This window comes from Dyella monticola (assembly GCF_003363155.1).
Classification (GTDB): Bacteria; Pseudomonadota; Gammaproteobacteria; order Xanthomonadales; family Rhodanobacteraceae; genus Dyella_B; species Dyella_B monticola.
The window spans coordinates 327,361-341,148 of sequence record NZ_QRBE01000002.1; the positions used below are offsets into that span (position 1 = coordinate 327,361).

The following is a 13,788-nucleotide window of genomic DNA, read 5'->3' on the forward strand; positions in this document are numbered from 1 at the left end:
GCCGCCGGAGTCGTGGTGCTCGATCAGTCACGCCTCGTCATGGGCGTGCACGCACAATCGTCGATACAAGGCATTGAACCGTCGCGCCGTGTCATCCGCGTCTTCCAATAGCGCGCGACGCTGCGCCTCGCGCGCCAAGCGCAGTCGCAACGCCTCATCGTCGAGCACCTCTTCGATGGCTTCGGCCAAACCCGCCCAGTCACCCGTCGGGACCGCCAGCGCGGCCGATGGCGCCCATTCGGCGATATGGCCAACTGCTGTTCCCACGGTCGGCACGCCCGCGACCGCCGCCTCGAGCAGTACCAGCGGGCCGGCCTCGTGCAAGGATGACATCACCAGCAAATCGGCCGATTCCATCAATGGCCTCAGCTCACGCTGCGTCTTGAAGCCGAGAAAGCGCACGTGCCGTTGCAGCCCAAGCCGTTGCGCAAGCGCAGCCATCTCGCCGTCGAGGGTGTCGACGCCGACGATGTCCATGTGAAAATCCATGCCATCGTGCATCAATTCGGCCAAGGCGCGCAGCAACGTGGATGGATCCTTGACGCGATTGAGACTGGCCACATGCAGCAGCCGCGCAGGTCCGCCATAGCGTCTGCGCGGTGCAAGCGCGGGCCACGCTTGCAGATCCACACCAAGCGGCACGCGCGTGGCGACCAGCCCCAAGGCATTCAACGCATCGAGCATGGGCATGCTTGCCGCCGTGATCGCGTCCGCGCGACGCAGGATGATGGCCTCGCGCATGCGGCCTTTCCATTTCTGGCGGCCACCATAACCAATCTCGCGCAGTGCGACGAGCTCACCACCGGCGATATGCACGGCGCTGGGCAAGCGCAGCAGCTTGGCCGCCGTTATCGCGATGAAACTGCACGATCCGGAAAAAATCGCCTGGATCAAAGCAAACGGCGCACGGCGATGTTCGGCGCATATCGCCGCGATCGCGCGCAGGCGTGTCCATCCTTCGCCGATATTATGGATCTGTGCTCCGGCCAGCATCCACCGACCCGGCGCGGTCTCCTGATGCAACACGAAGACGTGCACATCGTGCACCCGGGCCAACCGGGTGATCAGCGCCAGGAACGCCGGGATGACCCGCCACTCACCGCTGCGATCCACGCCGCCTGGAAGCACCAAGGCAAGTTTCACGACACGCCCCGCCTGTGGTCATCGAACACATGCCCATACGCCTGCGCCCACTTTCGCCCCACCGCCGCAAACGAAAGCGACGCATCAAAATGCGCGCGCACGTGTGCCCGTGTTGGGCGCGCCCTTGCCAGGCTCACCAAGGCATCGGCCAGTCGCGTGGCATCGCCGCAAGGCCACAATCGGCCCACGCGCCCATCGTCGGTCAACGCACGGAACGAAGGAATATCCGTAACCACTGGCACTACACCGCACGCCATGGCTTCGAGCAGAGCATAGCCACAACTTTCGGCGTGACTGCCTGAGACGAACAGATCCGCGGACTGCATCAACCGCTCGACATGTGCGTGCGGCAGCTTGCCCAGCAGATGCACGCGCGCGGCGAGCGACGGATCCTGAGCCAATCGGGCATGCACATCCTGCAGCAGCGGCGCGCTACCAAAAGCACACCAGAGTTGTATACCGGGAAGCCGTGCCACGGCCTGTGCAATGCCGTCGAGCACGGTCAGCGGGTCTTTGCCGTCACTCAAGTGCCCTACCCAGAGCACGCAAGGATCGCCGTAAAGGCCGGTTTCCGCCTGTGCACGTGCCTGATCGCCACAGGTAAAGCGACAGCTGGATTCCGGAATGGAAAACAACGTCGTATGCGGCGCGAACATGCCGGCTCCCACAAACGGGCGCGCCAATTCGGTGGTCGTAAAAGCGACCCCTTGGGCACATGCATACCAGCGCCGCCATTGCGGTCGTCGCCACCAGCGCGGCGCACGATCGGCGTGATCTTGGAGAAGTATCGGCAGTTGCGGCAAGAGATGCGCAATGAACGATGCGTGCCTGGCAAAGCCAAGGCCGTGCACATGCAGTACGTCCGCGTGGATCGCCTCAAGCACCTGCGCATAGCGGCGCGCGCACTCTTCCACGGTGTTGGCCGGGGCCATATCGATGAAGTGATAATCGACATGGTTGCGCATCAACCGCTCCCGCGTTACCGCGGCCTGGATCACTGAAACGCGCACCCCCGCGCTCGCGACAGCTTCTGGAATATCGGCCAGCGATGGCCAATGCGCCAGGACGCCGGCAGCGTCCAGCTCCTTCGGCGCGGGAAAAAAGTTGGCGTGTGCGACGTGCAAGCGCCGCACCCTTCAGAGCCCCGAAACCTGGGGCATGCGCAGACGCACCAACCGGTTGGCGAGATTCAACTCCCACGGGCGGTCATACCTGCGATAACGATAACGCCACGTTGCCATCGCGCTCAGGCCGCGTTTGGCCCAAGGCGGCGAGCGCATGTCCTGCACGGTGGGGAAACGGCAGCGCAGCACGGTCACAAAATCATGAATGCGCCGACGCAACGCGTCAGTCAACCATGGCGCATCGGCGTGACAGGCATACGCCACCCATTGCGGTTGCGTCCACTCTTCGGGCGTTTGGGGAAACACCACCGGCGCGCCATCGAGATCGAGCAGTGGCATGCCCGGGTGCTTGCCACGATCCTTTTCGTGCCGGCTGCTATCGGGCAACGGTGTATAGATGTAGACGATGATCTCGGCTCCGGGATTGATGCGCTTGAGTTCGCGAATGAATTCGAAAGTGTGCTCGGTTTCCTCTTCCGAGTTCTGGGGCGGCGCCACCATGAAGGAAAGTTCGGGTATCACACCGTTGCGTCGGCACAGCTCCGCCACCTGCAAGGTCTGGTCCGGCCGCGTGCCCTTGCGGATCTCCTTCAGCATCTGCCCGCTCGGCGATTCAGCGCCGATATACGCCATTTTCAGTCGACTCTTGCGCACCAGCTTCCATGAGCTTTCCGACAGGTTCAACAACGCATCCGCACGGGCATAACACCACCAGGGCAGTTCCAGTTTCGCCATCACTTCGAGCAGAGGGATCATGTCCTGTTCGCGATCGAAGAAGTTGTGGTCGAAGAACTGGATGGAATCGACGCCCAGTTCATACTTCAAATAACTCAGATCGCGTTCTAGCCGCGCGGCGGCGGGAAGCTGGGTAGCGCCCCCGAACATGGCCGCCACGCCGCAGAAGGTGCAGCGAAAACGGCAGCCGATGGACGCCTGGTGTGCGGCGGTACGTCGTCCAAGAAATGTCCTCGCCAGATAGCGGCGCGGATCGCCCAGCTTGTCATACGGCAATACCAGGCCGTCGTCGGTCAGCGAAAAGCGACGATTGGCGTTGTGGACGATGGCATCGCCATTCTTCCAGGACAGGCCGCCAATGTTCGCCAGGACGGACGGTGACTTGCCCAATGCCGCCACCAGTTCCGGCAGACTTTCCTCGGCCTGCCCGCGGATGGCGTAATCGACGTAAGGCGCGGTCAGCGCGGTTTCGGTATAAAGCGTGGGAAAGTAGCCGCCCCAGATGATCGGCGTGGCGGGAAAGCGTTCGCGCAGGGCCTTCGATACATCGATGGCCGGCGCAAGTTGCGGCCCCCCCATCACGCTGATGCCCACGGCATCGAAACCACCTTGTTGCATGACGCGCAGCGTTTCATCGACCACGTCGCGGTCGACGTTGCCATCGATGATCTCGCTGCTGCCATGCCTGTCCAGCGCGGCGGACAAGTGCAACAGAGACAGCGGAAAGCGCGCGCTGGAGCGCGAGGTGACGGTGGGGTTGATGAGCAGCGTGCGTGGCGATGAAGGCATGGGTGTGGGTTACGCTCGGCGCAGACGAAAGACCAGGGCGACTGGCACGTCCAAGGCGGTGGGATCGAAATGGGCGTCGGCGGGAATATCGGCCGGGTCGAGCATCGGCTCCAGCACGTCCTCGATCACCCATCCCAACGCCTTACATGCGGCGTGCCAATGACTGTAGAGATGCTGTGTATGGCGCACGGCATAGCGCTGACCCTGATATCTGAAATCGCGTTGCCAGCCGAGCGCCGGACCAATGGGATGCACGTCGCTGCACAAGGCGATGCCGCCGGGCCTGATGACGCGATGCAGCTCACGCAGCGCGCCGTGCAGGTTATCCAGATGGCCGATCACCAGGCCGCAGATGGCAAGGTCCGCCCACGCATCGAGCACCGGCAACGACGTCATGCTGCCTTGCGCCAGGCCAATCCCCGCATCGAAGTGACATGCTGTCAATTCGGCGAACGCGCGCCGCAGCATGGCCGTGGAGAGATCTACGCCGATGGTGCGCGCCGCGCCGCGACGCAACGCACGCAACAAATAGCGACCCGAGCCACAACCCACATCAAGCACGTTCTGTCCATGCAGATCCGCCGGCATGAGGGTGAGCATCGCGCGCTCCTCCGCCTGCATCACGGGATTGTGCGCATGGGCAGGATAACTGTGCGCCCATAACGCGTAGGCCTCGGCCGGGGGAAGCTCGGTTGCGCACGACATCACACACTCCTGCCGGCGAACGCCGGTTCATGCTTGCGATGAGCGAGGTCGGCCTCGAATTCGAGCCCGGGCTCCATCTCCAGCAGCGCCGGGTCGGCAAGGTCGGCCGCGAGCAATTTCGGCTTTCCATCCAACACGACTGGCACTGTCTCCACACCTGCAGCCGCAAACCATTCGGCGAAGTCGTTGTCGGCAATGCGCGGCACGCCATCACGCACCACCGCGCGGATCTGGCTGCGTTCGATGCCTATCAGGCTGCTTACGGGATCGCCGCCGTGGTCTTGGACAATCACCAGATCCGCTGGCGCGCCGGGCAGCAGGTTGCCGCGCGATGGCATGCGCAGGATCCGTGCTGCGTCAGTGGTGACCAACGCGAGCAATTGCGACGGATCGAGTTCGTAGCGGCCGTTGATGCCGGCCAGCTCTTCCAGTAGATCGCGCGCGCCGCTGAGCCGCGAATCGGTACCCAATGCAAGCCGGCCAGCCGCGCACAATCGATGCGGGTCGAGCGTGTGGCCGAGCAGCGCATGATTGCTGCCTGGGCACCACACCACGGCGGCACCCTGTGCAATCAGCCGGTCGATGTCCCTTTCGTGCAAGCCCACGCCATGGATCAGTACGCTGTTCCCCGCCAGGCATCCGAACTGGTCCAGTCGCGCAAGCTCGGCACGCGCGATTTTGTCGGTACCTTCCGCAAGGTGGATCAACCATGGCCAATCGGCGGGCGTAGCGGCGAAACTTTCTTGCACGGGTGGCCCGTACCCAGGCCAGCCGAGCGCGTAACTCCAGCCGTAATCGCGCAACACCTCGACCGGGAAGTCTTCGGCCTCAAACGCTGGATGCCAGGGGTCGTGATGCGCCACGCACGTCGTGCCGGCAAGCAGGTTTTTCAGTGCGCCATGCCGAAGGCGCAGTGGCTTGGGAATCCGTAATGCAGCGGCCACGTCAGGATCGTTGAAGTGCGATTGGAACGCCTCGATCCAGGCGTAGCTGTTGGAAAAAGCTTCCTTCGCATGCAACGGCGGCACGGCATTGATGTGCAGATGATCGTGTGCGTTGATCAGCCCCGGGAAAACGACATGATTGCGCAGCTCCAGCCGATACGCCGAAGGCACCGCGTATGCATCGATCTGCCCTGCCCTGATGGGCAACGATGCACGCACGACACGTTGTGGCGTGACGATCGCCGCATGACATAACGTTGCGTGAGCTCCGGCGTGCGACATGGTCAGCGCCGATACATCACAATCAAGAAGTGATCGCCCATGTCGCGCAGCCATGGCCATGCACCGATGCGATCGTCCAACCGCCCAAGCCATTCGCAGCCTCCGCGATGCCGCCGATAGTATTCAACCAGGTACGGCGGCGGCATGAACAGGCTTAAGGCACGGTAGCCGTCCAGCGCGAAGTGCTGCGCAAATGCACGATAAAATTCGCGCGGTGAATAGTAATACGTCCAGATCGTGTGGCGATTCATGCCGACCGCTGTCGCACCACGCGCTGTACGTACAAAAGCGCGCCGAATGCGCCTTTTTACCGTGTAGTAGCCCAGTTCCCATGGGCACATCCGTCCGATCACCGAAAACACCAATTTGCCACCCGGTCGCAACAGGCGCGCGCATTGGGTGGCGACATCGCCAAGCTCCGGCGCACAATTCAGCGGCCCGAAATTGGAATAGATCCCATCGAACCCACCTTCCAGCCGATCGAGCTGATGCACGCCCACATGCATCGCCTCGACTCGTGCCTGCATACCTGCAGCTTCGGCCCGTGCATGGGTGCGTTCCACCATGCGCGGCGACCAGTCGCTGGCCACGACGCGATACCCCTGTGATGCGAATTCGACGGCATCGATGCCCGTACCGCAGCCCAGATCGAGCAACCGGGAGCCGGCCGGCAATTCGCTGCGCACCGTGTTCCAAAGCGTGAGGCGCATACGCTGAATCAGCTCGTTGTTGCCACGTGGACCGTCATAGTCGGCGGCGACGCTGTCGAACGCGCGCTGCGTGTCGAGCAGTTGCGCTTCACTCACCGTGGTTGCATGGCTTGTCGTTTCAACGTTGTAAGAAGCGCTCACTTCGATCTCCGCCACCAGCATGGGGCACGTCGTGAGTGCCGTGGCGGAGGCGTTTGGTTGAACGCGGCCGCCTACGCGCCAACCGACTGCGCGATACGCACCTTCGCGCGCGAGGCGCCCCTGCGTCTCACCGCGTTCCTGGCCACGGCCGCAACCAGCCCCAGGAACAGTCCCAGCAGGATACCCATGCCCCACGTCAGCGCTGGATTGGGAAATACCGCGCCTTCAGGCACGTAGACCGGCCACATCAGCGATGTGCTGTAGGTGTACGCAGCGCTCAGGCGTGCAAGCAAATCGCCGCGGGTTTCCTGCAGCGTATGGATGCCCTCGTCCTTGCTGGCCAGCAGCAAACCCGCGACGCCGTCCCTGCTCTGTGCGGCGGCCTGTTGCAGGCGGTCCCGTTCGGCGATCGCATTGTGCAGAGCCGTCTGCACTTCATCCAGACGTGCGCGCGCAAGGCGCAGTTGCGCGCCTTCCAAACCGCCATGAACGGCCTGCAGCCGGGCAACTGTCGCCTCCGCCAATTCGCGCGCCTGTTGCGGCGAATGCGCCCGAATAGTCAGCTTTATCAGCGGGCCGGCATACGGCAATGGCTCCACCTTCAGGCTCGCGCGGAAAAGCCCGCCCTCGGGCGTGGCTGGCGCAACGTGGATGCTTTGCAGTACGTCATTCTGGAACGGCGCCAATTGCAGGCGCTCCAGCACGCGTTGCAGCGGTTCGACTTTTGGATCTTGCCCGGGCGGCGCGGTATCGACCTGGCCGATCTGGATCCATGCCGTCGCCTGCCACTGCGGCTTCGTCGTACGCATGAAGACAAAGGTAGCGATCACGATGATTGCCAGCACGGCTACGAACCACCGCCACTCGCGCGCAACGATCCGCCACATGTCGATCAGATAGATTTCATCTCGTTCCATAATTGTTCGACTCATGAAAAAGGTGGTGAAAGACGGCATGTCTGTTTGGAAGCCATGCCGCCAATACCTGCAACATCAGGCAGATGCCGATGAAACCGATGTTGGTCCAGGTATAGGCCTGGGGTGCAAAAGGTGACATCACGCACACATAGGAAATACGCAGGAAGATCAGCAGGGAAAACAGCGAGACGTTCGGATACAGGCGTCTGACGCTCCACGCCAGCAAGGCGTAAAGCCCCACCATCGAGGCGACCGCGCCCCACGGCCCCCACGCCATGAGAAAGGGAAAGAACTCTGTTCCCACATTGATGTTGGGTGCATCCAACGGGATATCCGTACCGGCCGTGGCGATGGAACCGGCCATCGGCACCAGCTGATTGAAGAGGAAGTTCGCGTTGACGTAATGCTTGGCGACCATCGCACCGAAGTTATAGGGACCTGCGCCGATATAGAGCAGCAACCATTTGACGCCCTGAGGCGCTGCACGGTAGGTGGCGCTGAATGGTAAGCTCACCGTATCCAGTGTTCCGGAGCGCAGGATGCCGAGTACTGAAAATGCGCTGGCCCCGAGCAGCGCTATAAACACCATCGTTTTCCACGGTAACGGCGTGGCCTCGTCTCTGCGCAATGCCACGACCACGGCGAGCGAAAACAACGATGCAAAGAGCCGGTTGCGGTCGATCACCAGGATCGGGAAGGCCACCCCCGCCAGGATCAGCGCGCGGCGCAACCACCGATTGCGCGCACACAGCAGGCCGATCGGCGGCAGGGTCCAGCACATGTCCGAGATATGCCGGATATGCTCATGCCCACCTTCCATCGAGGCGTAGGACGAAGGATTGGTAAGCAGCGGAACGGGAAACAGCATCAGGTCCAGCAGACAAAACACCACCAGCGCGGACGCGTAAGCGAGCGCAACAAATGCTTCACGGGTTCCCGCGTAGCTGCGCAAACGAAATCGCGACATGGATGGCAAACGCGTACCGATCGTCAGGTCGACCAGAAAAATGCTGACAGCGGTGAACGTCAGCAGCAGTACACCCTGCATGTAATCGCCAGGCAGATCAAACGTCAGCAACGTCAGCGCGCATGCCAGCAGAATAGGCAACGCCAGATAGGTCGATGACAGGCGCAGCAAACCGTTCATGCCTTCTCCAACAGCGTACCGCCTTGCGGAAGGCGAAGCTTTGACGCGAACGACAACGCCAGATAGGCCAGCAGGTGAAATCCCAGCATCAATGAGCGCCTTTGCAGGAAAGCGATCTTGGCGCTGATGTAATGCGATTGCGCCTTGAGCAGGGTGCGAAAAGGTTCGTCGAACAAGTCCGCGTGACGACGCGCGACGCGCCACGACTCCGTCAGGTTCACGATGCGCGTGGCCCGATGCCGTGTCTTGCTCAGGTTGCCGCCATGCAGCCGGTACGCGCACACCTGCATGTCGATGAAGCCAAGCGCATCGCGTGCTGCAAGACGGAGAAAGAAATCCCAATCGTCGATGCGCAACCCTTCCGTCCACCGATCGGCCGTTTCCAGTGCGCTTTTTCTGAGCAGCGCGACGGGACCGCCAATGGCCCATTGGCTGATGACCGCACGGCGTATACCTTCGTCGGAGCCGTATAGCCGCTTGTCGGCGTGATGCAGATCGCGCATGCCGCTGTCGTGAAGTTTGCGGCCGTCACGGTCGACCACGATCGAGTCGCCAATCACTGCGCGCTTGCGTGGATGGGACTCCAGATAGCGCACCTGCGCCTCCAGGCCACCTGGCAGAAGATAGTCGTCACTGGCGCCCAGGCGCAGGAACTCGCCGTGCGCCCGCGCCGCCAGTTCGTTTAAGGTGGCAGCAATGCCGCGATTGGCGTGATGCGCGTATTCCACCCGCAACGCGTGACCATGCCGATCTATCCATTCGGCGATACGGTCGCTGGTGCGATCGGTCGAACCGTCATCGATGATGATGATTTCCTTGGCCGGATACGGATCTTCCAGCACGCTGTCCAGGCAGCGCTGCACGAAGCGCTCATGGTTGTAGGCCGGGATCAGTACGGATACCAGCGGCATGGTCGTCATGACGCCCCCAGATAACGTCGCGCTACCACCACGTTGAACGCGAGATAGACCAGGTAATTCACCACGAAGGCGTACATGGCACCGACCAGGCCAAACGAGGCGGTGAACACGTAGACAAGCGCGAGATAGCTCAACGCAAACACGCATTCGGAAATGACGAACAGCCGCGTCATCGCCTTGGCCAGCATCAGATAGGAAAGCACGAAGGAGGCGATCTTGATTACATCGCCCAGCAGTTGCGGTCCATACAGCGCATTGGCGCCATCGAAGTCGGCGCTGAATAATGCGCGTGTAATCCATGGGCGAAAAACGTAGGCCAATGCCGCCAGCATGATCACTGCCGGAAGCAAGTGACGGTATGCGTTGCGCAACTCTCTCATCAGCGAAGATCGTTCGTAGGTGGAAGCGAGCTTTGGCAGGTAATACACGTTGATGGTGGTGGTAAGAAACAACAAATAGGCATCGGAGACCTTGCTCACTGCCTGCCAGTAACCGACCTGCGTCCAGCCAAACTGCTGCGCGAGATGGTCGCGCACGGCGATATTGATCAGCGGTGGAAGCAAGGCGGAAGTCAGCGTCATCACCGAAAATGCCGCCAGTCGCAGGCTCATCTCGCGGTCGAAGCGCATGCGCAGCATGCCGCGCTCGAAATAGGGACTGCGGCGCCATGCCGGCAAACCCATCACCAGCAGGAACAGCTGCCCCATCACCAAGGCAAGCAGCACGCCGTACAGATGCAGCCAGCGCGACAAGCCCACGGCCATCACCACACCCAGCGCTGAGCCCACCACCTGGATAAGGGCCAACCGTCGCACATCCATAAAACCGTTGATCACGGCCAGCACATAATTGGCCAGCGCAATGCCGAGCTGGGCCACCGCAAGCACGCGGATCACGTTTTCGTAGCGGATATCGCCGAGCAGCCACAGGGAGAGCTGTCTGCTAAGCAACAGTGCGACACATCCCATCAGGCAGGATGCGCAAAGCGCATACCACAAGGCCGCCGATAACAACCGGGCGAGTTTTTGCGGATCGTCACGGTACTCCGCCACATACTTCACCACCCCAGCGCTGATGCCTCCGCCGGCCAATACGGCCAGCAGCGACATCAGGCTCATGAACTGCCCCAACCTGCCCACACCCTCCGGACCGGCAAGCCACGCCACCAGCTTGATCACCACCAGCCCGGCAAGCAGCCGTGCGCCAGTGGCCAGCGATGAATAGAAACCAGCACGCACGATGTTCATGCGGGACACTCGAAGGTCTGGCAGGCATCGACGACGCGGTCCACATCCTCTTCGCGCAATGTCGGCCCGATGGGAAGGCTCAACACCTCCTCGTGCAGCTGTTCGGTCAACTGCAAATGCAGGCCATGCAAAGCCGGATAGGCCAATTGGCGATGCGGCGGTATGGGGTAATGGATCTGGGATTGAATACCATGTGCGCGCAAATGGCGTTGCAATGCATCGCGCTGCGTGCAGCGCACCACAAACAAATGCCAGGTGTTCTGCTCTTCCCGCTCGGTGCTCGGAAGATGAATGTCTTTATGATGAATACTTTGGCGATAACGCAACGCGACGGCGCGCCGAAGAGCGATATCCTCATCCAGATATTTGAGCTTCACCCGCAACAAGGCAGCCTGCAATTCGTCCAGCCGCGAATTGATGCCCTGATACGCGTGGTGATATTTCATCTCTGAGCCGTAATTGCGCAACGCGGAAACACGCGCCGCCAGAACGCTGTCGTTGGTCACCACGGCACCGCCGTCGCCAAGCGCACCGAGATTCTTGGCGGGGAAGAAGCTGAATCCCGCCGCGTGCCCGAACGCGCCAGCTTTCCGCTCGCCATGCATGGCACCATGCGCCTGCGCCGCATCCTCGATCAATAGAAGGTGATGCTCCTGCGCCAGCTCGACCAACGCGGGCATATCCGCAAGCCGTCCATACAAATGTACTGCCATGATGGCGCGCGTCCGCGGACCGATGGCTGCTGCCACACGTGCGGGATCGATATTGAAGCTCGCCGGATGAGGCTCTACCGGCACCGGCACCAGCCGGTTTTCGGTGATAGCAAGAAAGCTGGCGATAAAGGTGTTGCCCGGAACGATGACTTCGTCGCCATCGTGCAACATGTCCAATTCCTTGTAAGCACGCAGAATCAACGACAGCGCATCCAATCCATTGCCGACGCCAATGGCGTGGCGAACACCGCAATAATCGGCAAATTCCCGTTCGAAGGCGGCCACTTCCTGCCCAAGAACATACCAGCCCGAATCGATCACGCGCGCTGCCGCCGCTTTCAACTCATCGGCGTGACGGGCGTTGACATCCTTGAGGCTGAGAAACGGCACGTCCATCACAACATCCACTCATAGAAATCGTGCACCACGGCGCGTGCGCCGAAGTGCTCTTTCTGCGTGATCAGTCCGCTGTTGAGAACCTGACCTTCCCGCTCGGTCGAAATGCCGAATGAAAAGTAATGCCGGTCGGCGTAGGTGTGTTCGATCAACCCGGCCAGCAACAGGTTGAGCGCATTGCGTTCGCGCCCTTCTTCGGACGCCGCCAGGTATTGCGTATGCACTGAACGGCCGAAGTCATAGATCAGCACGCCCGCCAACAGGCGCCCGTCGCTTCGTGCCTCGTGCACTACGATCTGTTGTGGAAAACGGTCTCGCAGCAGGGTCAATTCGGCCAGACTGTGCGTGGGGGCCGTATCGTATCGATCGCGCAGGACGCCGGACAAAAGCGCGTGAAAATCGGCCAGCTCGCGGCCGATCTGCACTTGAATGTCCGAGCGTCTAGCCTTATCGACGGCGCGCCTTCGCCCGTCGTTGAAGTCGAACGGCTCGCGCAGTGCAATCACCGATGACACGTCGCGGCGTTGCAGTCGTGCACCCAGGCGGTGCAAGGCGTAGAGATCTTCCTCCGCCGGATAGGTATGGAAGATATGCGGAATCGCTTTGTAGACGACGCGCGTCGCACCGGTCGAACGATAATGCTTGCCAAGCAGCTCGAACACATCCAGCACCCATTCGGTACGCATCGCACGCGTGGTGATCAATCCGGCATAGGTCAACCCAGCGTGACTGCTCACCGCGTGATCCTGAATACTGGCGGGGAAAACGGCGAGCGGTTCGCCGTTACGCTCAACGATCAGCGAGACATCGACAAACCTGTCCGCGTGGTAATCCATATAGCCACGCCGGTGCAGAAAATTGCCGTTCCTGGAATGCGCCACCACGGCATCCCAACGCGCGGCGTCCGATGGCGTATAGGCGCTAAGCGTGAACATGTGCGCTATCACTGGTATTGACGACGGGCGCTTGGGCCACACCGAACCCGTCCGCACCCATGTCGTTGCCGTTGTAAAACATCAGCCATGTGTCATTCCGACGAATGAGTGCCGGATAGCACAGCGTGCGCGAATCCCATCCATTGGCCGAAAGGCTCAGGCCCAGCGATTCGTCATCGCGTTCCCAATGCACACCGTCGTCACTGTAGGCGAGCCCGGGAAAGTACTCGCCGGTGATGTTGCCACGAGTGAAGTACATCATGTACTTGTCATCGACTCGATAAACACGCGGTCTGCCGATACGATATTCGGTGCCGCGCGGCAACAGGCAGATCTGATCGTCATGCGGTATCGCGTGAAGATCATTCGTTTCCACGTAGCGAATGTGATAACGCGGATACGCTTGTCCGTCGATCTCTTCCCAGTCATCACCGACCGCATACCAAAGACGCCAGCGGCCGTTTTCATGCATGACCGAGTGCACGGCGGCGATGGTGCTGCGTCCGCGTGCGCGGTCCAGAATCGGCGTCTCCTGGATTCGCCGAAAATGCTCGCCACCGTCGGTAGATATCGCCAAGCCCGTGAAAGCCAGGAACTTGGCCTTGGCGACACGCTGAAATCCGACGTAAAACATATGCAGCCCCGTCGGCGTATCGACGACATCGCCCAGGATCATCCCATTGTCGTCGAAGCAGCCGCCGCGACCGATATCCAGCACCGGCTCGGTGCTCACACGCACCACCACCGCCGGATCATCCGCCAGCACATCCACATAACCGATGCGGCTGACGCCTTGCACATCGCGAAAACCCGCAAACACGCGAATATGTTCGCTGTCGATACGATAAGGCGTGGGTGTAAGCGCCGAATGACACATCCAGCCGCCCACGCCCTGTCGCGCAGGTTCGAACACCAATCCCCGCTTGGCCCAGGTGAACAT

13 protein-coding genes are annotated in these 13,788 nt (G+C 61.2%); all 13 read right to left on the reverse strand.

Going from position 1 to position 13,788, the window contains the following annotated elements; translation table 11 throughout:
• Positions 1-27: 27 nt before the first annotated feature.
• Positions 28-1,143 carry a glycosyltransferase family 4 protein gene (locus tag DWU98_RS05130; RefSeq protein WP_115494416.1) on the reverse strand — a complete coding sequence of 372 codons (1,116 nt, stop codon included), beginning with the start codon at positions 1,141-1,143 and terminating at the stop codon, positions 28-30.
• The gene (locus tag DWU98_RS05135) at positions 1,140-2,267 is read right to left on the reverse strand and encodes a glycosyltransferase family 4 protein (protein ID WP_115494617.1); all 1,128 of its coding nucleotides are present in this window, start codon (positions 2,265-2,267) and stop codon (positions 1,140-1,142) included. The genes DWU98_RS05130 and DWU98_RS05135 overlap by 4 nt, the downstream gene beginning before the upstream one ends.
• A gap of 12 nt (positions 2,268-2,279) precedes the next feature.
• Entirely contained in the window at positions 2,280-3,791 is a 1,512-nt protein-coding gene (locus DWU98_RS05140) for a B12-binding domain-containing radical SAM protein (protein WP_115494417.1), read from the reverse strand.
• Between the two features lie 9 nt (positions 3,792-3,800).
• A complete protein-coding gene (locus tag DWU98_RS05145; protein WP_115494418.1) occupies positions 3,801-4,496 on the reverse strand; it encodes a class I SAM-dependent methyltransferase in 696 nt (231 codons plus the stop codon).
• Entirely contained in the window at positions 4,496-5,722 is a 1,227-nt protein-coding gene (locus DWU98_RS05150) for an amidohydrolase family protein (RefSeq protein WP_115494419.1), read from the reverse strand. Before DWU98_RS05150 ends, DWU98_RS05145 begins: the two co-directional genes overlap by 1 nt.
• A gap of 2 nt (positions 5,723-5,724) precedes the next feature.
• Positions 5,725-6,528 carry a class I SAM-dependent methyltransferase gene (locus tag DWU98_RS05155; protein ID WP_230474721.1) on the reverse strand — a complete coding sequence of 268 codons (804 nt, stop codon included), beginning with the start codon at positions 6,526-6,528 and terminating at the stop codon, positions 5,725-5,727.
• 116 nt (positions 6,529-6,644) lie between these two features.
• Positions 6,645-7,490: a Wzz/FepE/Etk N-terminal domain-containing protein gene (locus DWU98_RS05160; RefSeq protein WP_115494421.1), complete on the reverse strand. Its 846-nt coding sequence runs from the start codon at positions 7,488-7,490 to the stop codon at positions 6,645-6,647.
• Positions 7,477-8,637, reverse strand: a complete 1,161-nt coding sequence (locus DWU98_RS05165; protein ID WP_115494422.1) for a hypothetical protein — start codon at positions 8,635-8,637, stop codon at positions 7,477-7,479. The genes DWU98_RS05160 and DWU98_RS05165 overlap by 14 nt, the downstream gene beginning before the upstream one ends.
• Entirely contained in the window at positions 8,634-9,557 is a 924-nt protein-coding gene (locus tag DWU98_RS05170) for a glycosyltransferase family 2 protein (protein ID WP_230474701.1), read from the reverse strand. The genes DWU98_RS05165 and DWU98_RS05170 overlap by 4 nt, the downstream gene beginning before the upstream one ends.
• On the reverse strand, positions 9,554-10,804 hold the full coding sequence (locus tag DWU98_RS05175) for an O-antigen translocase (RefSeq protein WP_115494423.1): 1,251 nt from the start codon (positions 10,802-10,804) through the stop codon (positions 9,554-9,556). Before DWU98_RS05175 ends, DWU98_RS05170 begins: the two co-directional genes overlap by 4 nt.
• The gene (locus DWU98_RS05180; RefSeq protein ID WP_115494424.1) at positions 10,801-11,913 is read right to left on the reverse strand and encodes a DegT/DnrJ/EryC1/StrS family aminotransferase; all 1,113 of its coding nucleotides are present in this window, start codon (positions 11,911-11,913) and stop codon (positions 10,801-10,803) included. The genes DWU98_RS05175 and DWU98_RS05180 overlap by 4 nt, the downstream gene beginning before the upstream one ends.
• The gene (locus DWU98_RS05185; RefSeq protein ID WP_115494425.1) at positions 11,913-12,848 is read right to left on the reverse strand and encodes a GNAT family N-acetyltransferase; all 936 of its coding nucleotides are present in this window, start codon (positions 12,846-12,848) and stop codon (positions 11,913-11,915) included. The genes DWU98_RS05180 and DWU98_RS05185 overlap by 1 nt, the downstream gene beginning before the upstream one ends.
• Positions 12,835-13,788 (reverse strand): glycoside hydrolase family protein, encoded by a 954-nt coding sequence (locus tag DWU98_RS05190; RefSeq protein WP_115494426.1) that lies wholly within the window; start codon positions 13,786-13,788, stop codon positions 12,835-12,837. Before DWU98_RS05190 ends, DWU98_RS05185 begins: the two co-directional genes overlap by 14 nt.